Genomic DNA, 25539 nt, shown 5'->3' with positions numbered 1-25539 from the left:
AATGAATCAACTCCAATAGGGTGGACAGGGTTATGAGTAAGATAGCCAAACAAGATGTTGTGCGTCTGATCGAATTGGTCGGCGGAGCGGAAAACATTGCCAGCGTAAGCCATTGCTTAACGCGCTTGCGTTTTGTGTTAAACGACACGGGCAAAGCTGACGAGAAAGGTTTGGAAGCATTGCCAATGGTCAAAGGCTGCTTTACCAACGCAGGTCAGTTCCAAGTGGTGATCGGCGCGGAAGTTGATGAAGTCTACAAGGTGTTGATTACACTCTCTGGTAAGAGTGAAGCTTCAAAAGAAGACGCTAAGAATGCGGCGCGTCAGAACATGAATGTGCTTGAGCGCGGGATTTCCCATTTGGCTGAAATTTTTGTCCCGCTTCTGCCTGCGATTATTACTGGCGGTTTGATCTTAGGTTTCCGTAACGTGATTGGCGACATCAAGATGTTTGATGGTCAGTCACTGACTGAAATTAGCCAATTTTGGGCAACGGTACACAGCTTCTTGTGGCTAATCGGTGAAGCGATCTTCTTTTTCCTACCCGTTGGTGTGTGTTGGTCAACGGTGAAAAAGTTGGGTGGTACACCAATCCTGGGTATTACTTTAGGTGTGACCTTAGTTTCGCCCCAACTGATGAACGCTTACCTTATTGGTAAACAAGCGCCTGAAGTATGGGATTTCGGACTGTTTGTGATAGAGAAGGTTGGTTACCAAGCTCAGGTGATACCAGCGATGCTAGCTGGTGTGGCATTGGCATTTATTGAGACCACCTTAAAACGCATTATTCCGTCCTACCTCTATTTGGTGGTGGTGCCGTTTGTCTCAATTATTGTTTCTGTCGTTTTGGCTCACTCTATTATTGGACCGTTTGGTCGTATGTTGGGTGATGGCGTGGCGTTTGCCGCTAAAGCGGCGATGACTGGCGACTTTGCGGTGATTGGCTCTGTTATTTTTGGTTTCCTTTATGCGCCATTGGTGATCACGGGTATTCACCACACCACTAACGCGGTCGATCTGCAATTGATGCAAGATTTAGGCGGTACGCCAATCTGGCCTTTGATTGCGCTTTCAAATATTGCTCAGGCTTCTGCGGTTGTCGGCATCATTATCATCAGTAAAAAACATGGCGAACGCGATATCTCAGTACCAGCAGCCATCTCCGCTTATTTGGGTGTGACGGAACCGGCGATGTACGGCATCAACCTCAAGTATAAGTTTCCAATGCTAAGTGCCATGTTCGGCTCAGCAGCTGCCGCGGCGATTTGTGGTATGTCAGGCGTGATGGCGAATGGCATCGGAGTGGGTGGTCTGCCGGGGATTTTATCAATCCAGCCGCAGTTCTGGAGCGTCTATGCACTAGCGATGCTAGTGGCAATTGTATTGCCAATTGTCTTTACTCTGTTCTTCTACAAGCGTGCTCAAGCCAAAGGTGAGCTTGAAACTGCCAACGCGTAATTTTTTGTCCCACGGCAGCTTTTGTCGTGGGTTTTCTTGAGTCGAAATCTCGCTCAAACTGGTAAGTGAAAACCGTTATGACAAATATCAATCCACAGCAAGATTGGTGGAAGAGTGCCACCATTTATCAAATCTATCCCAAAAGCTTTTGTGACTCAGGAGATAAAGGAACGGGCGATATTCGCGGGATTATTTCCAAGCTGGATTACCTAAAGCAATTGGGTATCGATGCCATTTGGCTAACGCCAGTTTATCAATCGCCGATGGTCGATAATGGCTACGACATCTCAGACTACTATGCGATTAACCCGCAGTTTGGTGATATGGACGATTTTGACGCACTGCTTGATCAAGCGCATCAACGCGGTATCCGAATTATTATGGATATTGTGGTTAACCACACATCAACTGCCCATCAATGGTTCCAATCTGCCCTTGGTGACAAGCAGAGTCCATATCGCGACTATTACATTTGGAAAGATCCCGTAAATGGCGATGTACCAAACAACTGGCAATCGAAGTTCGGTGGCAGCGCTTGGGCGTTAGATTCAAAGACCAACCAATACTATTTGCATCTTTTCGCCACCGAGCAAGCGGACCTTAATTGGGAGAACCCTCAGGTTCGCCAAGAAGTGAAGAACATCATTAGTTTTTGGGCCGAGAAAGGCGTCGATGGTTTCCGTTTGGATGTCATCAATCTGATTTCCAAGCAACAAGATTTTCCTAATGATGACGTGGGCGATGGTCGTCGCTTTTATACCGATGGTCCACGAGTCCATGAATATCTGCAAGAGATCAGCCAAGCGGTGTTTCAGAAATACGGCAGCGTAACCGTTGGCGAGATGTCTTCGACAACGCTTGAGCATTGTCAGCAATATTCATCCCTCGATGGTAAAGAGTTGTCGATGGTGTTTAATTTCCATCATTTGAAAGTGGATTATCCTCAAGGGGAAAAGTGGACTAAGGCGCCGTTTGATTTTATCCAGCTTAAGCAGATCTTTAACCATTGGCAGACCGGATTAAGTAATAATGGTTGGGGTGCGCTGTTTTGGTGTAACCATGATCAGCCGCGTATTGTCAGCCGACTGGGCGATGACCAAAACTATCGTGTCGAATCGGCAAAAATGCTCGCCGCTTCGCTGCATATGATGCAAGGAACGCCATATATCTATCAAGGTGAAGAACTGGGGATGACCAACCCAGGTTATCAAGACATCACTCAGTATCGTGATGTTGAGAGCACTAATATGTACCAGATTATGGTTGAGCAGCAGGGGATTAGCCACGGTGAAATGATGGCGATTCTTGCGCAAAAATCACGCGATAACTCTCGTGCGCCAATGCAGTGGGACAGTTCCGCACATGCCGGGTTTACTCAAGGTACACCTTGGCTTGAAGTAGCAAGTAACTACTCACACATTAATGCACAAGCAGCGTTAGCAGACACTAACTCGGTATTTTATTTCTATAAACAGCTGATTGAATTGCGTAAGCAATATCCAGTGATCACGCAAGGTAGTTTTTGTGACTTGTTACCTTTAGATACGCGTTGTTATGTCTATGTGCGTGAAACAGAGGCTCAGCAACTGTTATCAATCAGTAACTACTACGCTGAGCCAACGCAGTGTCAGTTGCCTGATGAGATTGAGTTAGAGAAAGCGGAGTGCTTACTCACTAACTACCCACAGCAGCCAATGCTGCAATCAGGCAACATCATTGAACTGCGCCCTTACGAGACCCGTATTATTCTTATTGATAAATAACCCCCCACTTGTTATCTGAGAGATATAAAGAAGGCTTTGGTTATTGACCAAAGCCTTCATTTTTCAATCTTAGCTGTATTTAACAATGTAGCGGTGCGGTTTGTGGTTCATCCCAAGTACTAGGTTTAACGCGATGACACCAATCACGGAGTAAAGCAAGGTCATAGGGTCAACAAAGAAGTACGAAGTCACTAAGATACTTAAGTCGATCACCATCTGAGTTTTGCCAACCGAGATACCAAATTTGTCTTGGATATAGAGGCACAGAACATTGAAGCCTCCCAGACTTGAGCGATGGCGGAATAGGATCAGCATCCCCAAGCCCATCAACAAACCGCCGGCAACCGCACAATAGATAGGGTTAACCTTATCTACGCTGATGACTAGATGGAGGTGATCGGCAAAAACTGAAACTAAAGCGCCTGAAATCGCACTATTAAATGCAAACTTAGTCCCAAAACGTTTCCACGCTAACAGGTAGAATGGACAGTTTGCTAAAAAGTAGAGAGTACCAAATGACCATGGCGCGACTTGGCTCAGTAATAGAGCTAATCCAGTAGTGCCACCCGTCAGTAAGTGTGAAGCTTGGAGAAAGAAAATACCTTGCGCTACCACTAAGGTGCCTGTCAGGATCGCGATCCAGTCTTCTTTACGAGTATGTTTTGCCATCGAAGATCATTTATCAGGTGAACGAAAGCCGAGCATAGTAATCAAAAGATTGGCTTTTCGGTAGCTTGATTTCGAAATTTAGGGTAAATCTATGTAATTGTCGTTTTACAAGGTGTAAAGATATTTGTGATAATTGTCACACTATTGTCCAGTTAACATGATAAACCTTGAACAACAGTATGAAAAAACTGCATGAGAAAATTCAAATTTTCTCTTTATGACCTAGATCAAATTAGTTAAAATGCGCGCCAATAGGGTGACGAAAACGTTTGCGTCGGAGTCGTTAACCAGTTTTTTGCAACTTTCAGTCTAAATCTGAGTCAGGAGATACAGATGCTTAAGCGTGATATGAACATCGCAGATTACGATGCGGAATTGTTCGCAGCTATCCAAGAGGAAACTCTTCGCCAGGAAGAACACATCGAACTAATCGCTTCAGAAAACTACACCAGCCCACGTGTAATGGAAGCGCAAGGTTCTCAGCTAACAAACAAATACGCTGAAGGTTACCCAGGTAAACGCTACTACGGTGGTTGTGAGTACGTTGATAAAGCAGAAGCGCTAGCAATTGACCGTGCTTGTCAGCTATTTGGCTGTGAGTACGCGAACGTTCAACCACACTCAGGCTCTCAAGCAAACAGTGCAGTTTACATGGCGCTATTGAACCCAGGCGACACAGTACTAGGTATGAGCCTAGCGCACGGTGGTCACCTAACTCACGGTTCACCAGTAAACTTCTCAGGTAAGCACTACAATGTTATTCCTTACGGTATCGATGAAGCAGGTCAAATCAACTACGACGAAATGGAAGCGTTGGCAGTTGAGCACAAGCCAAAGATGATCATCGGTGGTTTCTCGGCTTACTCACAAATCGTAGACTGGAAACGCATGCGTGAAATCGCAGACAAAGTTGACGCGTACCTATTCGTAGACATGGCTCACGTAGCAGGTCTAATTGCAGCAGGTGTATACCCAACGCCAGTGCCGCACGCACACGTAGTGACAACAACGACGCACAAAACTCTAGCAGGTCCTCGTGGCGGTCTAATCCTGTCAAATGCAGGTGAAGACATGTACAAGAAGCTGAATTCAGCTGTCTTCCCAGGTGGTCAAGGTGGTCCGCTAATGCACGTAATCGCAGGTAAAGCGGTCGCGTTCAAAGAAGCAATGGAACCTGAGTTCAAAGCATACCAAGCGCGCGTTGTAGAAAACGCAAAAGCAATGGTTGCTCAATTCCAAGAGCGTGGTTACAAAATCGTATCAAACGGCACTGAAAACCACCTGTTCCTAGTTGATTTAATCGACAAAGACATCACAGGTAAAGATGCAGACGCAGCACTAGGTGCAGCAAACATCACAGTAAACAAAAACTCAGTACCAAACGATCCACGTAGCCCATTCGTAACATCAGGCATCCGTGTCGGTACACCAGCAATCACGCGCCGTGGTTTCACAGCCGAAGATTCAAAAGATCTAGCAAACTGGATGTGTGACGTGCTTGATAACCTTGAGAACCAAGATGTTATCGAAGCAACGAAAGCGAAAGTTCTCGAGATCTGTAAGCGTCTACCGGTTTACGCATAATTTCTGCCTAAATCACTCTATTTCGGTGTCAAAGGTGCTCATTTACTTACGTAAACTGTGCGCCTTTTGCTTGAACTAGAGGCGATTTAGTTTGAAATTGATAATTTAGAAAGAGTCCAGCAGGGCTCTTTTTTGTTGCCTATTGTCCTAAACTGGAAGCGAAATGCTGCGAAAAATGGTTTGAATTAGTCAAATGGTGTATCCAGAATTTTCCCGCATCCCGCATCCCGCATCCCGCATCCCGCATCCCGCATCCCGCATCCCGCATCCCGTTTCTCACTTCGAAATACTCAGCAGCGTGCCGGATTTGCACTTGAATGAGTAGTAACGTGAGCTTTCACTGAATTTTCCTAGTCCTTCACCGTCGCAATAATCGATGTTGATATCACGCATGGTCTCTAAGGTATCTTCGCGAGTAAGTGCGAATTTAGAGCCATCAGAGCAGAGAATTCTTACTCGACCATCATCGCTAACGGAATAGATATCAACTTCGGTATTGCACAGCTCGAAAGAAGCTTCACGAAAATGATCTTGTTGAGTTTGGCTGCTACAACCAAGCAATAGCGTGCTACTGCATACCGTAAGTAAAAGGAGTTTATCCATGGCTATATCCTATTTATTGTTATCTGCAGCGTTAATCGGCGACCAGCTTAATTAGTGCTACCTTATAAGCCTAGAAGTGCATATTGGCTGCTGCAAGTGAAATAGGTTTTTGCCATAAATAAAAAAGACCAGTTAAAAACTGGTCTTTGAAAGAAGTGTTGGCGAGTTATTTAACTTCAATACCTTGAGCTTGCATATCTGCATGGTAAGAAGAACGCACGAATGGACCACAAGCAGCATGAGTAAAGCCGAGTTCTAAGGCAATCTCTTTGAGCTCATCAAACTCAGATGGCGGAACATAACGCTCAACTGGTAGGTGGTGACGGCTAGGCGCGAGGTATTGACCAAGGGTTAGCATAGTCACACCGTGTGCACGTAGGTCTTTAAGTACTTCGATGATCTCTTCTTTGGTTTCACCTAAGCCCATCATCAAACCTGACTTAGTTGGGATCTCTGGGTGTTGCTCTTTGAATTTTTTCAGCAGCTCTAGAGACCATTTGTAGTTTGCTCCTGGGCGAGCTTTACGGTACAGGCGTGGTGCCGTTTCAAGGTTGTGGTTAAACACATCTGGCGGGTTATCTTTCATCAGATCCAGCGCCACGTCCATACGACCACGGAAGTCAGGAACAAGAGTTTCAATCTTAATGTTCGGGCTAAGAGCACGGATTTCACGGTTACAATCTGCAAAGTGCTGAGCACCACCGTCACGTAGATCATCACGGTCAACGGAAGTAATCACCACATACTTTAGCTTCATGTCTTTGATGGTTTGAGCCAGTTTTTGTGGCTCATCAGCTTCTGGTGTCAGTGGACGACCGTGGGCAACGTCACAGAATGGACAACGACGAGTACAAATTGCGCCTAGGATCATGAAGGTCGCTGTACCGTGGTTAAAACACTCTGCCAAGTTCGGGCATGAGGCTTCCTCACAAACTGAGTGCAGGTTGTTTTTACGCATTGCAGACTTGATATCTTGAATACGTTGGCTATCTGCAGGCAGCTTGATCTTCATCCAGTCAGGCTTGCGCAGTACTTCTTTCTGCTCAACTGGCATGTTCTTAACAGGAATCAGTGCCATCTTGTCAGCATCACGGTATTTGATGCCTTTTTCCATTTGGATTGGTTTACTCATGCTTCTATTTCTTATCGTTTGGGACTTCTGTGCTGACTTCAATCTGTTGGTAATCCAACAGAGTCACGAGTTCTTTCAATAATTGCTCTGCCACATTATCGACGTTATCCGGTCCACCAAGTTGGCTAACTTGAACCATCTCCATACCTGCGTAACCACATGGGTTAATGCGCAAGAACGGGGTCATGTCCATGTTAATGTTGAGCGCCAAGCCATGGAACGAACAGCCTCTACGAATACGCAGACCGAGTGAGCAGATTTTTTTATTATCTACATACACGCCGGGTGCATCTGGTCGAGCCGCTGAATCGATATTGTATGCTTTCAGTGTATTGATCACGAGGTTTTCAATGTGTGTAACGAGATCTCGCACACCAATGTTTTTCCTACGCAGATTGATCAGGAAGTAAACCACCAGTTGTCCGGGACCGTGGTAGGTGACTTGACCACCGCGATCACTTTGTACGACTGGTATATCACCTGTGTTTAACAAGTGCTCTGCTTTGCCTGCTTGACCTTGGGTAAAGACAGGGTTGTGCTCAACAAACCAAATTTCATCACGTGTTTCATCATCGCGAGTATCGGTAAAATTGTGCATTGCGCGCCAAATTGGCTCGTAATCCTGTTTGCCAAGATGCTTCACAACCAGAGTTTGTTGCATTCCTGAGTCCATCATTCATCAATTAAGAGCGTTGATTATAAACCTCTTTGACACTTTGAACTATATGTTGATAACACATTCTTAACCCTAGTAAATGTATTGAATTAGTATCTTTTTGATAAATAACAAAAAAGCAGCCGGAGCTGCTTTCAAAAATAATTTATTTTTTCAAATAAAGTTATAGAACCATGCGTACGATGTCGATTTCACCTAGCTCTTTGTAAAGTGTTTCAACCTGTTCGATTGAAGTCGCTTTAATAGTAACAGATACCGCGTGGTAGTTACCTTTTGAGCTTGGTTTCACCGTTGGACTGTAGTCACCTGGAGCATGGCGTTGAATCACTTCAAGAACCTTTTCTGGTAGTTCAGGCTTAGCATAGCCCATTACCTTGTAGGTAAACTTACAAGGGAACTCAAGCAGGTCTTTCAGTTTTGCGTCTGAGTTGATAGTCAACATGTTAAAAACTCCAAGTTGGAATATTGATCTAAGCAGCGCGGAATCTTACTGCCAATCAGGTTTAATCTCAAGATTACCGTTTATACGGTTATAAAACAAAAGCCGCCCAGTGGCGGCTTTAAGATGTTATTTAGTGCCGAGATTAGAAGAAGCTTTTAACCAGCATTACAATGTAATCCCAAAGGCGACTAAATAGGCTACCCTCTTGAACATCTTCAAGAGCAAGAAGAGGGTATTGCGCAATATCTTCACCATCTAGTTGGTAGTATAGCGTACCAACTACGTCACCTTTACTAATTGGGGCTTCAAGTTCTTTTTCAAGTACGAAGCTTGCTTTTAGGTTTTTCGCTTGACCGCGCGGCAGTGTCACGTAAGTGTCTTGGTCTAAACCAAGTGCAACCATGTCTTTGTCACCCATCCACACTTTTTCTTCAACAAACGTTTCACCCGCTTTATGTGGTGCGACGGTTTCAAAGAAGCGGAAGCCGTAGCTCAGAAGCTTTTTACTTTCTGATTTACGAGCATTGGCATTTTTGGTGCCCATTACTACCGCAACTAAACGCATTTTACCTTCAGTTGCTGAGCTTACTAGGCTGTAACCTGCATTGCTGGTGTGACCGGTTTTGATGCCGTCCACATTCATGCTTTTATCCCACAATAGACCGTTACGGTTGTACTGAGTGATACCGTTGTAAGTGAATTTTTTGTCTGAGTAGATGCGGTACTCATCTGGCACGTCACGAATAAGTGCACTGCCAAGTAACGCCATATCGTAAGGCGTTGAGTATAGTTGATCGTTATCTAGACCGTGCACGTTAGCAAAGTGCGAATCTTTCATGCCCAGCGTGTTTGCCCAAGCATTCATTAGGTCTACGAAAGCATCTTCTGAGCCAGCGATATGCTCGGCCATTGCAACACACGCATCGTTACCCGATTGAACGATGATGCCGCGGTTAAGATCTTTCACTTTTACCGTTGTACCCACTTCGATAAACATTTTCGAAGAGTCTGGGAAGTTTTTAGCCCAAGCATTTTGGCTGATCGTTACGTCATCGTTTTCAGAAATATTGCCGCGAGCAAGTTCTTGACCGATTACGTAGCTGGTCATCATTTTGGTTAAACTTGCTGGAGATAGCTTAGTATGCATCTCTTTCTCTGCAAGGACTTTGCCTGAATGGTAATCCATCAACACGTAGCCTTTAGCGGCAATTTGCGGTGGATCTGGCACAACTACTGGAGATGCAATCACTTGTGACGCGAAAGTGGTTGAAAGCGCAATAGAAGACGCAAAAACGGTTTTAAGTAACGTTGTTTTTTTCATATTGACTACAGGTTTATCTTGAACTGGCCATATCTTAACAGAAACCCCGCCTCAAACTAGTCAAGAGAGGGCTCTGAATGGTTAGGAAATTAATTTTTTCTGACGAATGCGCTCGAATAGCCCAATAGTTTAACTTGCTCTAACGTCTTTTGCGTCAGAGTATAGTCATCAAATGGGCCGAGTATCACTCGATGAATATCATTATCTGAGTTTACAAAGCTCGCCACTGAAAGCTTTTGACCAAGAGTTTGCGCTAAAGTTTCCACGCGATCTTTATGTTGCGATGAAGCGACTTGAATTTGGAATTTAGGCAAGTCTTGCTGTTTAGTCTCCGCACTCGGTTTTTCTGGTGTGATCACTTCAATCTCGACGTTGGCAGTACCCGTTTTAATCACATCTAATTTGGTAGCCGCAGCATAGCTGAGGTCGATAATTCGTCCTGGATGAAATGGACCTCGGTCGTTGACACGCACAATAGTACTTTTGCCATTATCGGTATTGGTGACTTTGACATAGCTTGGTAGCGGCAGTTGTTTATGTGCCGCTGACATAGAGTACATGTCGTACACTTCACCGTTAGACGTTAAGTGACCATGAAATTTTTTACCATACCAAGACGCTTGTCCTTTTTCTTTAAAGCCTTTCGGATCTTTAATCACTTGGTAGCTCTTGCCGCGAACGGTGTAATTTCTATTACCGCCTCGGCTGTATGGTTCATATTGCGGTGTAATTTCTTCAATATGTTCCACCGACATCGGTTTTTCGGGTGCGACATCATTTTTGAGTTCGTAACGCTCTTCTTGGTAGCGATCAGAATCAGAAAGCGGTGGCGTTGTTGGTTCCGTTGGAGTCGTAGGAGCTGTCTCCGGTTCTGAAGGCGAAGAGGAACAACCAACCATAACGCTACTGATGAGTGCTAGGGCTGCGAGTTTATGGATTGTATTCATTAATTAGTTTGCCTTCGAGAACGCTTTTCTATGTGTGTGTATAGACATTAAAATACCAAAACCGGCCATTAAGGTAACCATTGAGGTACCGCCGTAACTGACTAATGGTAGGGGTACACCAACCACTGGGAGGATACCACTAACCATACCTATGTTTACAAATACGTAAACAAAAAAACTTAATACAATACTGCCTGCCATCATGCGACCAAATGCACTTTGGGCACGGCTAGCGAGGACTAAGCCCCGCCCAATTATAAACAGATAGAGGCAGAGTAGTATTAAAATTCCGATTAATCCCCACTCTTCAGCGATAACCGCAAAGATAAAGTCAGTGTGGCGTTCGGGAAGAAATTCCAACTGCGACTGAGTGCCTTGGAGCCAACCTTTACCACCGACACCACCGGAGCCAATCGCGATTTTACTTTGAATAATATGATAACCCGCGCCAAGCGGATCGGATTCTGGATTAAACAGTGTACGCACTCGTACCTTTTGATACTCGCGCATCAAGAAAAACCACAGTACTGGGAGAAATGCGCTCAGAGTTATTAATGCTGCTGTGATGATTTTCCAGCTAATGCCTGCCAGGAAAATCACGAATATTCCCGATGCGGCAATTAGGATAGAGGTGCCGAGGTCGGGTTGTTTGGCAATTAATATGGTTGGCACCATGACCATGACAAGCGACATAACGATGGTTTGAAAGGTCGGAGGCAAAGAGCCTCGACCGATATAGCGCGCAATCATTAATGGCACGGCAAGCTTAAGTAATTCTGATGGTTGGAAACGAACAAACCCGAGGTTTAACCAACGCTGCGCCCCCTTAGATGCTTCACCAAAAAAGAGCACCCCAAGTAGCAGCAACACACCAACAAAAAACATTAATGGCGCTAACGATTCATAGGTTCTTGGCGGTATTTGCGCGAGTAAGATCATGACACCAAGCGAGAGTCCCATGCGCATCGCTTGGCGATCCATCATAGCGAAGCTTTGCCCACTTGCGCTGTACATCACCACTAAGCCAAACCCCATTAAAACTAGGATTCCTAGTAATAGGGGTAAATCGATGTGAAAACGTTCAAACAGCGATCGGTTTTGGCCTGTGGGGTGGGCAAAGTCCATTACTCTTCCTTGTTTTTAACTATATTCTTCTCAACTAACATGCGATCAAATACTTTACGAACCACTGGCGCACCATTGCTTGAACCGCCACCGGCGTTTTCAAGTACCACGGTGACGATCAACTGAGGATCGTCAATCGGTGCAAATCCAGTATACAAGGCATGGTCGCGTAGGTGCTCGGCAATTTCATCGGCGTTGTATTCTTCATCTTCGCCTAGACCAAATACCTGGGCAGTACCCGATTTACCCGCCGTCATGTATGGCGTACCAGCAAATGCACGGCGCGCAGTCCCTTTTCTACCGTGGTTAACTAATCGCATACCTTCGATGGCAATATCCCAATACTGATCTTTGACACCAGTAATAGGTGGATAAGTGACGATTTCTGCCATTGAGTTGGTAGTGAAATCAGCACCGTTATCAATGGTAGCTCGCAATAGGTGGGGAGCGATCACCTTACCATGATTGACGACAACAGAGGTTGCTTTGGCAATCTGCATTGGGGTTGCTGTCCAGTAGCCCTGACCAATACCTACGGGAATGGTGTCACCTTGATACCAAGGAGTACGGTGACGTGCCATCTTCCAATCGCGGGTTGGCATGTTGGCTTTACTTTCTTCATGAATGTCGATGCCAGTATAGTCACCGAAACCAAACATCATCATCCATTGCGAAATGCGGTCGATTCCCATGTCATAAGCGACTTGGTAGTAGAAAGTATCGACCGATTCTTCAATCGATTTAATCACATCCACTTTACCATGTCCCCAGCGTAGCCAGTCGCGGAATGGTTTGGTCTTTGAATTTGGAATCTTCCAGTAACCCGGATCGTTTCGGGTGGTGTTTGGTGTTATCACCCCTTCCGTTAGCGCCGCGACTGCCATCATAGGTTTGATTGTCGAAGCGGGCGGGTAAATGCCCAGCGTTGCGCGGTTTACCAGTGGACGGTTTTTGTCGTTAAGTAATGCGCGATAAGCTTTACCAGAAATACCGTGAACAAAGGCGTTCGGATCGTAACTTGGGCTTGAAACCATGGCGAGCACGCCATTATCGTGTGGGTCGAGCACAACCGCACTGCCGCGGCGACCTGCGAGCAGTTTGTGAACGTACATCTGCAAGTCGATATCAAGGTTGAGAACCAAATCTTTACCAGGGATTGGCGGCACGTATTTCAGAACACGGATAATGCGCCCGCGGCTGTTGACTTCGACTTCTTGATAACCGGCCGTGCCATGGAGCAAATCTTCATAGTAACGCTCGATACCCAACTTACCGATATCGCGAGTGGCTTGATAGTTCGCGTCTTTTTCTTCACGGACCAGACGCTGCATATCGCGGTCATTGATGCGGGATACGTAACCAATAACGTGCGTTAATACTTCGCCGTAAGGGTAGTAACGTTTGAGGTTAGCATTGACTGCAACCCCAGGGAATTTATGTTGATTGACTGAGAACTTAGCCACTTGCTCTTCAGTCAACTGGTTCAGGATTGGCACAGATTTAAAGCGTCGCGTTTGGCGACGCTCTTTTTGAAAGCGCTCAACTTGCTCTGGAGTGATTTCGAGGATCTCTTGGAGACGCGCAATCGTGTCATCCATATCTTTGATTTTCTCAGGTGTGATCTCAAGGCTAAAAACCGGACGGTTTTCAGCTAAAAGTACCCCATTACGATCGTAGATAAGACCACGGTTGGGTGCAATAGGCACCACTTTAATGCGGTTATCGTTAGAGCGAGTTTTGTAGTCTTGATATTGGTTTACTTGTATGTTGTACAAGTTAGCCACTAACAGTCCCATCATCACGACAATACCAAGAAAAGCGACAATTGCACGGCTGGCGAACAGACGTGATTCCGCTTGGTAGTCTCTGATTTTGGTGCGCTTCCTTAACATGTACGCTTATTCTCGATGGTATGGGTGGTTAGCGGTAATACTCCAAGCGCGATATAGGCTTTCTGCCATAACGATTCGCACAAGTGGATGAGGTAGGGTCAAGGCTGAAAGTGACCAGCTTTGGTCTGCGGCAGCTTTACAAGCTGGAGCGAGACCTTCAGGGCCGCCAATTAAAATTGATACGTCACGACCATCGAGCTTCCAACTTTCAAGTTGTTCAGCGAGCTGTGGTGTGTCCCACTTCTTACCCGGTATGTCGAGAGTAACAATTCGATTGCCTTTAGGCACGGCTGCAAGCATTGCTTCGCCTTCTTTTTGCAGAATTCTTGCAATGTCGGCATTTTTACCGCGTTTACCTGCTGAAATTTCAATCAACTCTAGTGGCATGTCATGTGGAAAGCGGCGTTTGTATTCTTGAAAGCCTTCTTCGACCCACTTTGGCATCTTAGTGCCGACGGCAATTAACTGTAACTTCATTGCTTAGCCCCATAGCTTCTCAAGCTGGTACATTTCGCGTTGTTCTTCTTGCATCACATGCAGAATGGTATCGCCCATATCAACTACCACCCATTCCCCTTCAACTTCACCGTCGATCGCGAGTGGCTCAAAGCCTGCGAGTTTTGCTTCACGAGCAACGTGATCAGCAATGGAAGCAACGTGACGCTTAGAAGTACCGGTACATACGATCATGAAATCTGTGATGCTTGATTTGCCTTGCACGTCGATAGTTTGAATATCTTGTGCTTTCATATCGTCTACTTTGTCTACTAAAAATGCGTTGAGTTGTTGGTGTTGCAAGTTGATATCCTCAATGACACTCAGCTTGGTGTCGTAGTTGTTAGAACAAAAATGGGTGGCGGATTATAGCACGCTTTTTAGAGCTTAACTTGTGGCAAGCAAAGCTCGACACTTAGTTGGTGTAATAGTGGCCAGCTTGGTTGATCATATTGCGTCTTAGTTAAGATTTCTGCTTGTGCTAAAAGTTGCATTAATTTTTGCAGGCGCAGAATGTTTAAACGTTGCAATGCCGCTGAGTAGAGGGGGCGTTTACTTTGCCAGATACGATAGCTATCGAACACTTGGGCTATCGAACTCTGTTGCGCCTGTTGCTGCATTTGTAACAACTGGGTGAGTTCTTTTTGTATCGTTCTCACTAAGATCACCACTTCAACCCCTTCGGCTTCCAATTGACGCAAAATACGCTGGGCACGGTTGCCTTTGCCCGCGAGCAAAGCATCAACCCAATGGAATGCGGTAAAGTGATTGTGACGGCTTAGAGATTCCTCCAAGCGCACTAATGTCAGTTGCCCGTCAGGGTAGAGCAGTACTAATTTTTCTAGGCTTTGGCTAAGGGCAAACAAGTTACCTTCATGCCATTGCGCTAGCATTTGCACGGCTTCTGCGTCAGGTTTAAGCCCTAACGCTCGGCAACGTGCTTGGACAAACTGAGGTAGGCGCTGCAGATCTGGTGATAAGCAGTTTACCCAACAGCCTTGGCTGCTTAATGTTTTAAACCACTTAGCACTCTCTTGTGCTTTGGTCAGCTTAGTACCAATCACAACCAAGAGAATGTCAGGGTGAAGCATTTCAGCGACGTTGACCAGTTCTTTAGCAATTGCCGCATTGACGCCGGCTTCAGGCAGTTCAAGCTCAATCATCTGACGCGAAGAGAATAAACTCAAAGCTTGGCAGCAATCGTAAACTTGGTTCCAATCAAAGCTGGCATCGATGGCAAAGCGATGCCTTTCTTCAAAACCTTGTTGCTTGGCTGTCTGTTGAATGGCTTGACGTGATTCTTGTAGAAGCAGAGGTTCATTGCCAAACAACAGATAAATAGGGTGGAGCTGTTTGCTCAGTTGATCCGCGAGGCGGTCAGCAAAAATACGCATTTATAACTCTTTTGGCTTAAGCGGTTATTGCTCAAGCTCTGGTTGTTCTAAATCAATAGAGTTTGTTTCATTTTCAATGGTTTGAATTTGGTATTGCTCTTTGCTTTGTGCACGTTCAAGGGCTTTCTGCTTATCAAGCTCTTGACCTGTTAGCATCGTACCCGCTTCAAGATCGGCTTTTAAACGTCCCATTTGACGCACAATTTGTGTCGCAGCCAGTTTGCGCATTTCATCTTCAATCATGTCACGCTCAACCGATTTTGCCAGTGCGGTGAGTGGGTTATCTAAGTAACTACGCGTCACGCTAGTCGAGAATTGGCGCGAACCTAACTCTGGAATGGTTACTCGATAAGCGGCTTGGTAAGTGAGCTCTTTTTCTGCGGCGCGAGTATTTTGATAAAGCGACAGAGTGCGTTCGTCGACGCTTTCACCCAATAGGTGCAGATTCGCTACGTTTGATGCTGGAGGGACAATCTTTACGTCATTCATACGCAATTGTGCCTGCATCATGCGCGTTAAGGTGCTGTATTGGTCATAACTGGTCAAAGACATGGTGTCGAGTTCTTCCGGAATGGAATAGTCGCCTCTTAAATGAAAACCACAGCCACTAAGAAGGGTTGCGGCTAGTACAACACTAGTCAATTTAATTGAGGATAGGGAAAATAGGCGCATTGACGTACGACTCTCTGTTATTGGTTATTTATCTAAAACCACTTGAAAAATGGCTTGAGATAAATAAACAGGGTAGAAACGCTACCCTGTTTGTTATCTTAACGTGCTTATCGAAACGATGCTGAATCAGCTCTGCAAGATAGGCACTCGCTCACTAAATCACCCGTAGAGGATTAGTTCGCTACGATGTTTAGCAGTTTACCTGGTACGTAAATCACTTTACGGATAGTTAGACCGTCAGTGAACTTAGTGACGTTTTCATCGTTTAGACCAAGCTCTTCTACTTGTTCTTTTGATGCGTCAGCTGCCACAGTCAGTTTCGCACGCAGTTTGCCGTTAACTTGAACAACGATAGTCTTCTCGTCTTCAACCAGAGCTTTCTCGTCGAACGTTGGCCATACAGCATTGTCGATATCAGCTTCACCTAGCGCAGCCCATAGTTCATATGAGATGTGCGGAGTGATTGGGTAAAGCATAGCAACAACGGCTTTTAACGCTTCATCAAGGATTGCACGGTCTTGCGCAGATTCTTGCGGCGCTTTCGCTAGCTTGTTCATCAGTTCCATGATTGCAGCGATTGCTGTGTTGAACGTTTGACGACGAGCGATATCATCAGTCACTTTCGCGATCGTTTTGTGAACGTCGCGACGAAGTGCTTTTTGATCACCAGACAGTGCTGCTGCATCTACTGCTTCTGCGGCACCTTTCGATGTGTGCTCGTTCACTAGTTTCCAAACACGTTTTAGGAAGCGGTTTGCCCCTTCTACGCCAGACTCTTGCCACTCAAGTGTCATGTCTGCTGGAGACGCGAACATCATGAATAGACGTACTGTGTCAGCACCGTACTTGTCTACCATCTCTTGAGGGTCGATACCGTTGTTCTTCGACTTAGACATTTTGATCATGCCTGAGTGCTCAACGTTGCGACCTTCGCTGTCAACCGCAGAAGTGATGCGACCTTTACCGTCACGTTCTACTTTCACGTCTGTTGGAGCAACCCATTCTTTGCCACCTTTTTCGGTTTCAAAGTAGAACGCATCCGCTAGAACCATGCCTTGACATAGTAATTGCTTGAACGGTTCGTCAGAGGTTACGTAACCCGCGTCACGTAGCAGTTTGTGGAAGAAGCGCGAGTACAATAGGTGCATACAAGCGTGCTCGATACCACCGATGTACTGGTCTACAGGTAGCCAGTAGTTTGCTTTTTCTGGATCTAGGATATCGTCTGCTTGTGGTGAACAGTAACGCGCGTAGTACCAAGAAGATTCCATGAAGGTATCAAAGGTATCGGTCTCACGTAGCGCAGGTTCGCCGTTGAAAGTGGTCTTCGCCCACTCTTTATCCGCTTTGATTGGGCTCGTTACGCCATCCATTACCACGTCTTCAGGTAGAATAACAGGCAGTTGGTCAGCGGGTACTGGGTGAACTTGACCGTCTTCAGTGGTTACCATTGGGATTGGCGCACCCCAGTAACGTTGACGAGATACACCCCAGTCACGTAGACGGAAGTTAACTGTCTTAGTGCCTTTGCCTTCTGCTTCTAGTTTCGCTGCGATAGCATCGAACGCTGCTTGGAACTCTAGACCATCAAACTCACCAGAATCGAATAGCACGCCTTTTTCTGTGTAAGCCGCTTCAGAAACGTCTAGCTCGCTACCATCAACCGGTTTGATTACTGGGACGATATCTAGACCGTACTTAGTTGCGAACTCGTAGTCACGTTGGTCGTGTGCAGGCACGGCCATTACAGCGCCTGTGCCGTAATCCATTAGCACGAAGTTAGCCACGTATACAGGTACTTCACGACCGTTCAATGGGTGAATAGCAGTAAGGCCAGTCGCCATACCTTTCTTCTCCATTGTTGCCAGTTCAGCTTCTGCAACTTTGGTGTTCTTACACTCATCAATGAACTTAGCCAGTTCAGGGTTGTTCTCAGCCGCTAGTGTTGCAAGAGGGTGACCTGCTGCGATACCGACGTAAGTCACACCCATTAGCGTGTCAGGACGTGTCGTGTACACTTCAAGGTCTTGTTGACCTTTTACTGCAAACTTGAGTTCAACACCTTCAGAGCGACCGATCCAGTTGCGCTGCATGGTTTTAACCATTTCAGGCCAGCCTTCTAGCTTGTCTAGGTCGTCTAGTAGCTCTTGAGCGTATTCAGTGATCTTGATGAACCACTGTGGAATTTCTTTTTGCTCTACTGGAGTATCACAGCGCCAGCAGCAGCCATCTTCAACCTGTTCGTTGGCTAGAACAGTTTGGTCGTTTGGACACCAGTTAACCGAAGAAGTCTTCTTGTAAACCAGACCTTTCTGGTAAAGCTTGGTGAAGAACTCTTGTTCCCAACGGTAGTACTCAGGTGTACATGTTGCGAATTCACGATTCCAGTCGTAGCCAAAACCTAGCAGTTTAAGCTGGTTTTTCATGTATTCGATGTTTTCGTATGTCCAAGGCGCAGGTGCAGTGTTGTTTTTTACTGCTGCGTTTTCTGCTGGTAGACCAAACGCATCCCAACCGATAGGTTGCATTACGTTTTTGCCTTGTAGACGTTGGAAACGAGATACCACATCACCGATAGTGTAGTTACGCACGTGACCCATGTGCAGTCGACCACTTGGGTAAGGGAACATTGATAGACAGTAGAATTTTTCTTTATTTGGGTCTTCACTTACAACAAAGGTCTTGTTGTCGTCCCAGTGCTGTTGAACCTTCTGTTCAATATCTTGCGGGTTATATTGCTCTTGCATCGATGATATCCGGTTATCTTGGAAAGTGTGAGTTCAGTTAGAACAGACAATAATAGATCGTCATAGAATACATAAAGGAGCAAGGTTCAACAATAGCCAACGCTCTTCATCATAGAGTTTGCGGCAATGTTGGCGGCTTTATCTCTCTTCCAGAGCTATTGAGAGTCAATGTTCGGGGGCTTGTTCAACGTTGAACGAGCTGAATGAAAAACTTTCAGCTTATCGAGAACCATTAGGGGGTGACTATGGCTAAACACAAAACAGGTTATGAAGATATGTTTGAGGATGTGGTTGAAGCGCTCAAACATAGTCCGGATGAGGTTAACCATGTGCTAGAAACCTCAGGGAAATATGTCGATGCAGCTAATGATATGACCAAAGATGAGTTGGCTCTCATATCGGCTTATGTAAAATCGGATCTGAAAGAGTTTGCTGATAACTATGAAGAGTCGAAGAAAGGTCCGTTCTATTTGATGGTGGCAGATTCGATTTGGCAAGGTTTACTCGAGATCACCGACCGAACCAAAGTAGAGTGGGTGGAACTGTTTGCGGATTTAGAGCATCAAGGGCTTTATGAAGCGGGTGAGGTGATTGGATTGGGCACCTTAGTGTGTGATGAATGTGGTCACCAGACTCAATATAACCACCCAACGGTGATCATCCCTTGTACCCAATGTGGGCATAAGGCGTTTTCTCGTCGAGCACTTAAACCATAGTGATTGGTTGATACAGTAAAGGGCTCATCTGAGCCCTTTGTCTGTTTAGTTTGATTTTCTCATGCGCCAAGTGAGCAAGGCACAGATAACCACCCAGATATAGAGCGGCCAACTTCCCAAACCATGATAAGGCGTTTGACCAGTGGTCGAAGTCACTTGGGTACGCAGCACGCCAGTCTCGAATTGCGGCAGTTTCGCCGTGATATTGCCTTTAAAGTCAGTCACAGCAGTAACGCCGTTATTGGTGGAGCGAATCACAGGTTTACCAAATTCCAGCGCGCGCATGCGGGCGATTTCCATATGCTGTAGTGGTCCAATAGAGTGACCAAACCACGCATCATTAGACAGCGTTAGAATGAAGTCTGTCTCGTCAGTGATATTCTCACGAACCTGTTCACCAAAAATGATTTCATAACACAACGCTGGCGCTAGTTGTTTACCGTTGGCATCAATGTTGTTTTGGATGAAATCACCACGGCTAAATGATGACATCGGCAAATTGAAGAATGGCGCGATTGGGCGCAAGATGTCTTCAAATGGCACAAACTCACCAAATGGCAGCAGGTGATGTTTGTGATAGCGTTTGTCTAGGTCGTAGCTGTAATCACCATAAGCGGTTGCGCCAAGCGATAGAATGCTGTTGTAGAAACGGCGGTTCTCATCTTGGTTAACGACCCCTGTGATCACTGCGCTGTTATGCGCTTTGGCATTGCTATCGAGATTGCTCAGAAATGAACTGATTTCAAACTCAAACGCAGGAATAGCTGCCTCTGGCCAGATGATGATATCGGCATCCCAGTTTTGGCGCGTGAGATCGATATATTTCATGATGGTTGGCCAGCGTTCGCTAGGTACCCATTTCAGGGCTTGCTCGATATTGCCTTGAACCAGCGCGATCTTAGTCGTGCTATCAGGATTGGGAGTGACCCAGTTGATGTTTCTCAAGCCAAAACCAGTGGCAAGCACAACAGCAGGCACAACGAGTGTGAGCCAGTGTTTATTGAGCAGTGCGTAGCTTATTGCAGCTGCACTGACTACGACCAGTAAGGTGATCAGCTCGACCCCACCAATTGGGGCAAAACTAGCTAATGGAGAGTCAATTTGGCTGTAGCCAAGCCAAAGCCACGGAAAGCCCGTCATTACCCAGCCGCGTAACCAGTCACAAACGAGCCACAAAGCAGGAGCAAGAATAAAAAATCGGGTACGGTTATTGTGTGGCGCAAATCGATTCAGTAAGCCAGAAAAAAGCGCAGAATAAACCGCTAGGTAACCGACTAGCAGCGCCATGAGAAACAGGCTAGCAATCTTTGGCATACCGCCAAAATTGTCGATACTGACGTGGACCCAGCTAATACCGGTTGCGAACTGACCGAGCCCCCAAGCATAGCCAATCCAAGCGGCTTTTTTAGCGGTTTGTCCGTGGATTAAACACAGTAGAGCAGCGACACTGACAAAAGCCAGCGGCCAGATTTGATAGGGTGCAAATGCAAAGGTTGTTAACGCGCCAACAAAAGCGGCCCCTAGGGGCCGCTTGAGGCGATGAAATAGATTACTAATCATCGTATATTCTTATAGAGAAGAATGGTGGATTATTCTTCGATAGGTTGAGTAACTTGCTCTTCGTCTGGCACAGTAACTTGCAGTTGAACAACGCGACGGTTGTCTGCTGCCGTTACTTTAAAGCTGTAGCCTTCAATATCTACTACTTCACCACGAGAAGGAAGATGACCAAATGTTGTCATCACAAGACCACCTACCGTATCCACTTCTTCATCACTGAACGAAGTCCCGAAGGTTTCGTTGAACTCTTCAATAGTGGTTAGGGCTTTGACAGCAAATGTGTGCTTGCTTAGCTTGCGGATATCCAGTTCTTCTTCGTCGTCGAATTCATCTTCGATGTCGCCAACGATCTCTTCCAAGATATCTTCAATGGTTACAAGACCCGATACACCACCAAATTCATCCACAACGATCGCCATATGGTAGCGTTCTTCACGGAATTCTTTGAGCAGACGGTCTACACGTTTGCTTTCAGGTACAACAACCGCAGGGCGGATCACTTGTTCAATGTCGAACTCTGCGCTGTTTGAACCAAGGTACTTAAGTAGGTCCTTCGCTAGTAGAATGCCTTCCACATGGTCTTTGTCTTCGCTGATCACTGGGTAGCGAGAGTGTTGAGCGTCAGTAAGTAGAGCGACAAGCGCATCTAGGTTATCTGTGCGTTCAACCGTAACCATTTGCGAGCGTGGGATCATGATGTCGCGCACACGCATTTCGGCGATTTCCATAACACCCTCAAGCATGTCGCGAGTGTCGTGGTCAATCAGGTCATTGATTTCAGAGTCGCGAATTACATCGACGAGCTCTTGGCGATCTTTTGGTTCACCTTGAAATAGTTGACCTAGGCGTTCAAAGAAGGACTTTCTACTCGGACCTTCAGATTTTTCTTTCTTACCTTCTACAGATGAGGGCGAATTGTCTTCGTTCATTGTGTCTCATTACAATAACGCTATCAGAAGTGTGATAGCACACGTTGGAAGACGAAACGGCGAAGGTTATCGCGGTCTTGCCTTCCACCAAGTAACTTAAGTTACTCTTTTTCTGCAATATATGGGTCTTCAAATCCCATCTTTTGCATGATTTCTGTTTCGAGCGACTCCATCTCTTCAGCTTCGTCGTCTTCGATATGATCATAACCTAGCAGATGCAGGCTGCCATGTACAACCATATGAGCCCAATGTGCTAATAAAGGCTTATCTTGCTCAATCGCTTCTTGCTCTACCACCTGACGGCAGATGATTAAATCGCCAAGTAGGTTAATCTCAATACCAGGAGGAGCTTCAAATGGAAAAGACAACACATTAGTTGGTTTATCTTTACCACGGTACTCCAAGTTAAGCTGGTGGCTTTCCGCTTCATCAACGATGCGTACGGTTACTTCCGCGTCTTGTTGGAACAGTGAAATCGCGTTGTTTAACCATGAGTGAATTTCATCGAAACTAGGCAAGCCTGCTTCATCTTCGACTGCCAATTGTAGATCGAGTTCGATTGTCATTACTCTTTATTCTCCGGTGCTGAAACTAGCTCAGCTTTTTGTGCTTCCAGGAGCTTCGCCTCGCGCTCTTCACGGCGGCGTTTTTCAAACTCTTTACGTTCTTTTTGATCTTGTGCTTCCCACTTCTCATACGCGTTTACAATGCGCGCAACCACAGGGTGGCGAACCACGTCATCAGATTGGAAGAAGTTGAAACTGATCTCATCAACTTCGTTCAGCACTTCAACGGCATGGCGTAGACCCGATTTTGCACCGCGAGGTAAGTCAATCTGGGTTACGTCACCAGTAATCACCGCTCGTGAGTTAAAGCCGATACGCGTGAGGAACATTTTCATCTGTTCTACGGTGGTGTTTTGGCTCTCATCGAGAATGATAAAGGCATCGTTAAGTGTACGACCACGCATGTAAGCCAGAGGTGCCACTTCAATCACGTTGCGCTCAATCAGTTTTTCGACGCGCTCGAAACCGAGCATTTCAAACAATGCATCATAAAGAGGGCGTAAGTAAGGGTCGACTTTTTGGCTCAAATCACCCGGCAAGAAACCCAGTTTCTCACCCGCTTCTACCGCTGGGCGAGTCAGCAAAATACGGCGAATTTCTTGGCGCTCTAGTGCGTCAACAGCTGCCGCCACCGCAAGGTAGGTTTTACCAGTACCTGCAGGACCAATACCAAAAGTGATGTCGTGCGTTACCATATTCACTAAGTACTGAGCTTGGTTTGGCGTGCGCGGTTTGATCACACCTTTTTTGGTCTTTACGAATACTTCTTTGCCATGCTCGAAGCTCGCTTGAGCGTCTTGCTCAAGGACACCCGACTCTTTGATTGCCAGATGGATCTCTTCTGGTTCAATGTCTGGGATATTGCCACGAACAGGGGCGGTGTTTACGTAAAGAGTTTTAATAATTTCAAGCGCGGCAGCTGAGGTATGAGGTTTACCCACGATAGTGAAGAAGTTGCCTCGGTAGCTGATTTCGACACCTAAACGGCGCTCTAAATGCTTGATATTGTCATCAAATGGACCGCATAGGCTTGCTAAACGGCGGTTGTCGGCAGGTTCTAGATTAATTTCTAGAGTTACGATTTTATTGCTCAAAGTTACCTCTCATTGTTGCCATACAGTGGAGAGCTGATAACGACCAGCTCTCCGATGGCTTTATACGAGCTTATGGCGTAAAGGTTGCAACACCTAGCTCGTCTTCGCGACGAGTTTTCGCCATCATTTGCATTGGCGAAATCACGCTACGAAGATCCATATCTTTTTCTGTGCGCACTAGCTCACCACGGAGTGAGTTAGCAAATACGTCAACAATCTTAACGTCAACAAACTGACCGATCAGATCCGCGCTGCCTTCAAAGTTAACTACGCGGTTGTTTTCAGTACGTGCACGAAGCTCCATTAGGTTTTTCTTCGATGGACCTTCAACTAACACGCGTTGCTCAGTGCCTAGCATTAGGCGAGAGTAACGCATCGCTTGCGCGTTGATGGTTTGTTGTAGTTCGTATAGACGCTCTTTCTTCACATCTTCAGCTAGATCACATGGGTAATCAGCCGCAGGTGTACCAGGACGAGGTGAGAAGATAAAGCTAAAGCTCATATCAAAATCAACGTCTTTGATAAGCTTCATTGTGTCTTGGAAATCTTTATCTGTTTCACCTGGGAAACCAACAATAAAGTCAGAGCTGATTTGGATATCAGGACGAGCTTTACGCAGTTTACGGATGATAGATTTGTATTCGATCGCCGTATGAGGACGCTTCATCATCGTCAGTACGCGGTCACTACCACTTTGTACTGGTAGGTGTAGGAAGCTCACTAGTTCTGGAGTGTCTTCGTACACAGCGATGATGTCATCAGTAAATTCTAGTGGGTGGCTAGTCGTAAAGCGAATACGGTCGATACCATCGATGGATGCCACAAGGCGTAGCAGTTCAGCGAATGAACAAATATCGCCTTCATGTGTTGGACCGCGGTATGCGTTTACGTTTTGACCCAGTAGGTTTACTTCACGTACGCCTTGCTCTGCAAGTTGAGCAATTTCGTACAGAACGTCGTCCATTGGGCGACTCACTTCTTCACCACGAGTGTATGGTACTACGCAGTAAGTACAGTATTTAGAACAGCCTTCCATGATTGAAACGAATGCCGTTGCACCTTCAGCGCGCGGCTCTGGCAGACGGTCAAACTTTTCAATTTCAGGGAACGAGATATCCATAACAGGCGCTTCGTTGGTTTGCGACTGTTTAATCATCTCTGGAAGACGGTGCAGCGTTTGCGGACCAAAGATTACGTCAACAAATGGTGCGCGTTCACGGATGTGATCACCTTCTTGAGTTGCTACACAGCCACCCACACCGATCACTACACCCGCTTTTTTATCTTTAAGTGTTTTCCAACGACCGAGTTGGTGGAACACTTTTTCCTGTGCTTTTTCACGGATCGAACAGGTATTAAGTAGAAGTACATCTGCTTCATCAGGGTCTTCTGTTAGCTCATAGCCATTTGCAGCGTTAAGCAGGTCGGCCATTTTCGATGAATCGTATTCGTTCATCTGGCAGCCCCAAGTTTTAATTAGCAGTTTCTTACTCATCTCACTTTCGCTCGTGTTAAATCTTAAAATTGGTTGAACTACTCTTAAAGCTATAGTTCAAATTATCTACCCAAGTAACTTTAATTTAGCACTTGAGCGTGCCGCCTTCACGGCGGTAAGCGGCGTATTGTACTGCTTTAAAAAGCACCTGACTAGTGTTGGAGTAAAATCAGTCAAAGCCCGAATATATAAGGGCTTTGCCCCTGATGCAGTTAAGGTTTTTAGTTACATTTTCGTAATCAATACGTACAATAAAAATT

The 25539-nt window shown here is 45.9% G+C and carries 23 protein-coding genes; 4 read left to right on the top strand and 19 right to left on the bottom strand.

The window, feature by feature from the left end:
* The first annotated feature begins 32 nt into the window (after positions 1–32).
* Positions 33–1457 (top strand): PTS trehalose transporter subunit IIBC, encoded by a 1425-nt coding sequence (gene treB, locus GZN30_RS09490; RefSeq protein ID WP_075652465.1) that lies wholly within the window; start codon positions 33–35, stop codon positions 1455–1457.
* A 77-nt stretch (positions 1458–1534) separates the two neighbouring features.
* On the top strand, positions 1535–3220 hold the full coding sequence (treC, locus tag GZN30_RS09485) for an alpha,alpha-phosphotrehalase (RefSeq protein ID WP_075652466.1): 1686 nt from the start codon (positions 1535–1537) through the stop codon (positions 3218–3220).
* Between the two features lie 69 nt (positions 3221–3289).
* Here treC and GZN30_RS09480 read toward each other — a convergent pair whose 3' ends face one another.
* Entirely contained in the window at positions 3290–3889 is a 600-nt protein-coding gene (locus GZN30_RS09480) for a YitT family protein (protein WP_075652467.1), read from the bottom strand.
* Positions 3890–4222: 333 nt separating this feature from the next.
* Here GZN30_RS09480 and glyA point away from each other — a divergent pair, with 333 nt between their 5' ends.
* Positions 4223–5473, top strand: coding sequence for a serine hydroxymethyltransferase (gene glyA, locus GZN30_RS09475; protein ID WP_075652468.1), 1251 nt, complete (start codon positions 4223–4225; stop codon positions 5471–5473).
* 276 nt (positions 5474–5749) lie between these two features.
* Here glyA and GZN30_RS09470 read toward each other — a convergent pair whose 3' ends face one another.
* The 13 genes from GZN30_RS09470 to leuS all read right to left on the bottom strand — a co-directional run bounded on the left by GZN30_RS09470 (position 5750) and on the right by leuS (position 18919).
* Complete coding sequence (locus GZN30_RS09470) at positions 5750–6076, bottom strand: hypothetical protein (RefSeq protein WP_075651082.1); 327 nt, start codon at positions 6074–6076, stop codon at positions 5750–5752.
* Positions 6077–6242: 166 nt separating this feature from the next.
* Positions 6243–7208, bottom strand: a complete 966-nt coding sequence (gene lipA / locus GZN30_RS09465) for a lipoyl synthase (RefSeq protein WP_075651084.1) — start codon at positions 7206–7208, stop codon at positions 6243–6245.
* 4 nt (positions 7209–7212) lie between these two features.
* On the bottom strand, positions 7213–7869 hold the full coding sequence (lipB, locus tag GZN30_RS09460) for a lipoyl(octanoyl) transferase LipB (protein ID WP_075651086.1): 657 nt from the start codon (positions 7867–7869) through the stop codon (positions 7213–7215).
* Between the two features lie 178 nt (positions 7870–8047).
* A complete protein-coding gene (gene ybeD, locus GZN30_RS09455; RefSeq protein ID WP_075651088.1) occupies positions 8048–8326 on the bottom strand; it encodes a DUF493 family protein YbeD in 279 nt (92 codons plus the stop codon).
* Between the two features lie 142 nt (positions 8327–8468).
* On the bottom strand, positions 8469–9647 hold the full coding sequence (locus GZN30_RS09450; RefSeq protein WP_075651090.1) for a serine hydrolase: 1179 nt from the start codon (positions 9645–9647) through the stop codon (positions 8469–8471).
* Positions 9648–9736: 89 nt separating this feature from the next.
* Complete coding sequence (locus GZN30_RS09445) at positions 9737–10594, bottom strand: septal ring lytic transglycosylase RlpA family protein (RefSeq protein WP_075651092.1); 858 nt, start codon at positions 10592–10594, stop codon at positions 9737–9739.
* Positions 10595–10597: 3 nt separating this feature from the next.
* Positions 10598–11719: a rod shape-determining protein RodA gene (gene rodA / locus GZN30_RS09440; protein WP_075651094.1), complete on the bottom strand. Its 1122-nt coding sequence runs from the start codon at positions 11717–11719 to the stop codon at positions 10598–10600.
* A complete protein-coding gene (gene mrdA, locus GZN30_RS09435) occupies positions 11719–13611 on the bottom strand; it encodes a penicillin-binding protein 2 (RefSeq protein WP_075651096.1) in 1893 nt (630 codons plus the stop codon). The genes rodA and mrdA overlap by 1 nt, the downstream gene beginning before the upstream one ends.
* Before the next feature lie 6 nt (positions 13612–13617).
* Entirely contained in the window at positions 13618–14088 is a 471-nt protein-coding gene (gene rlmH, locus GZN30_RS09430; RefSeq protein WP_075651098.1) for a 23S rRNA (pseudouridine(1915)-N(3))-methyltransferase RlmH, read from the bottom strand.
* 3 nt (positions 14089–14091) lie between these two features.
* Positions 14092–14409 (bottom strand): ribosome silencing factor, encoded by a 318-nt coding sequence (rsfS, locus tag GZN30_RS09425; RefSeq protein WP_075651100.1) that lies wholly within the window; start codon positions 14407–14409, stop codon positions 14092–14094.
* 77 nt (positions 14410–14486) lie between these two features.
* Entirely contained in the window at positions 14487–15500 is a 1014-nt protein-coding gene (holA, locus tag GZN30_RS09420) for a DNA polymerase III subunit delta (RefSeq protein ID WP_075651102.1), read from the bottom strand.
* 24 nt (positions 15501–15524) lie between these two features.
* A complete protein-coding gene (locus tag GZN30_RS09415) occupies positions 15525–16172 on the bottom strand; it encodes an LPS-assembly lipoprotein LptE (protein WP_075651104.1) in 648 nt (215 codons plus the stop codon).
* Positions 16173–16345: 173 nt separating this feature from the next.
* Entirely contained in the window at positions 16346–18919 is a 2574-nt protein-coding gene (leuS, locus tag GZN30_RS09410; protein WP_075651106.1) for a leucine--tRNA ligase, read from the bottom strand.
* A gap of 245 nt (positions 18920–19164) precedes the next feature.
* On the opposite strand from leuS, the gene GZN30_RS09405 reads away from it, so the two are divergent.
* Positions 19165–19635: a zinc ribbon-containing protein gene (locus GZN30_RS09405; RefSeq protein WP_075651108.1), complete on the top strand. Its 471-nt coding sequence runs from the start codon at positions 19165–19167 to the stop codon at positions 19633–19635.
* A 45-nt stretch (positions 19636–19680) separates the two neighbouring features.
* On the opposite strand, the gene lnt is transcribed toward GZN30_RS09405, so the two are convergent.
* The 5 genes from lnt to miaB all read right to left on the bottom strand — a co-directional run bounded on the left by lnt (position 19681) and on the right by miaB (position 25279).
* Complete coding sequence (gene lnt / locus GZN30_RS09400) at positions 19681–21195, bottom strand: apolipoprotein N-acyltransferase (RefSeq protein WP_075651110.1); 1515 nt, start codon at positions 21193–21195, stop codon at positions 19681–19683.
* A 29-nt stretch (positions 21196–21224) separates the two neighbouring features.
* The gene (gene corC / locus GZN30_RS09395; RefSeq protein WP_075651112.1) at positions 21225–22124 is read right to left on the bottom strand and encodes a CNNM family magnesium/cobalt transport protein CorC; all 900 of its coding nucleotides are present in this window, start codon (positions 22122–22124) and stop codon (positions 21225–21227) included.
* A gap of 101 nt (positions 22125–22225) precedes the next feature.
* Positions 22226–22690 (bottom strand): rRNA maturation RNase YbeY, encoded by a 465-nt coding sequence (ybeY, locus tag GZN30_RS09390; RefSeq protein WP_075651114.1) that lies wholly within the window; start codon positions 22688–22690, stop codon positions 22226–22228.
* Positions 22690–23784, bottom strand: a complete 1095-nt coding sequence (locus GZN30_RS09385) for a PhoH family protein (protein WP_075651116.1) — start codon at positions 23782–23784, stop codon at positions 22690–22692. The genes ybeY and GZN30_RS09385 overlap by 1 nt, the downstream gene beginning before the upstream one ends.
* Positions 23785–23854: 70 nt before the next feature.
* On the bottom strand, positions 23855–25279 hold the full coding sequence (gene miaB, locus GZN30_RS09380) for a tRNA (N6-isopentenyl adenosine(37)-C2)-methylthiotransferase MiaB (RefSeq protein WP_075651118.1): 1425 nt from the start codon (positions 25277–25279) through the stop codon (positions 23855–23857).
* Positions 25280–25539: the final 260 nt, after the last annotated feature.

This window comes from Vibrio ponticus (assembly GCF_009938225.1).
Lineage (GTDB): Bacteria > Pseudomonadota > Gammaproteobacteria > Enterobacterales > Vibrionaceae > Vibrio > Vibrio ponticus.
Note: the sequence above shows the minus strand (reverse complement) of the source record. Positions and strands in the feature narration are given on the sequence as shown.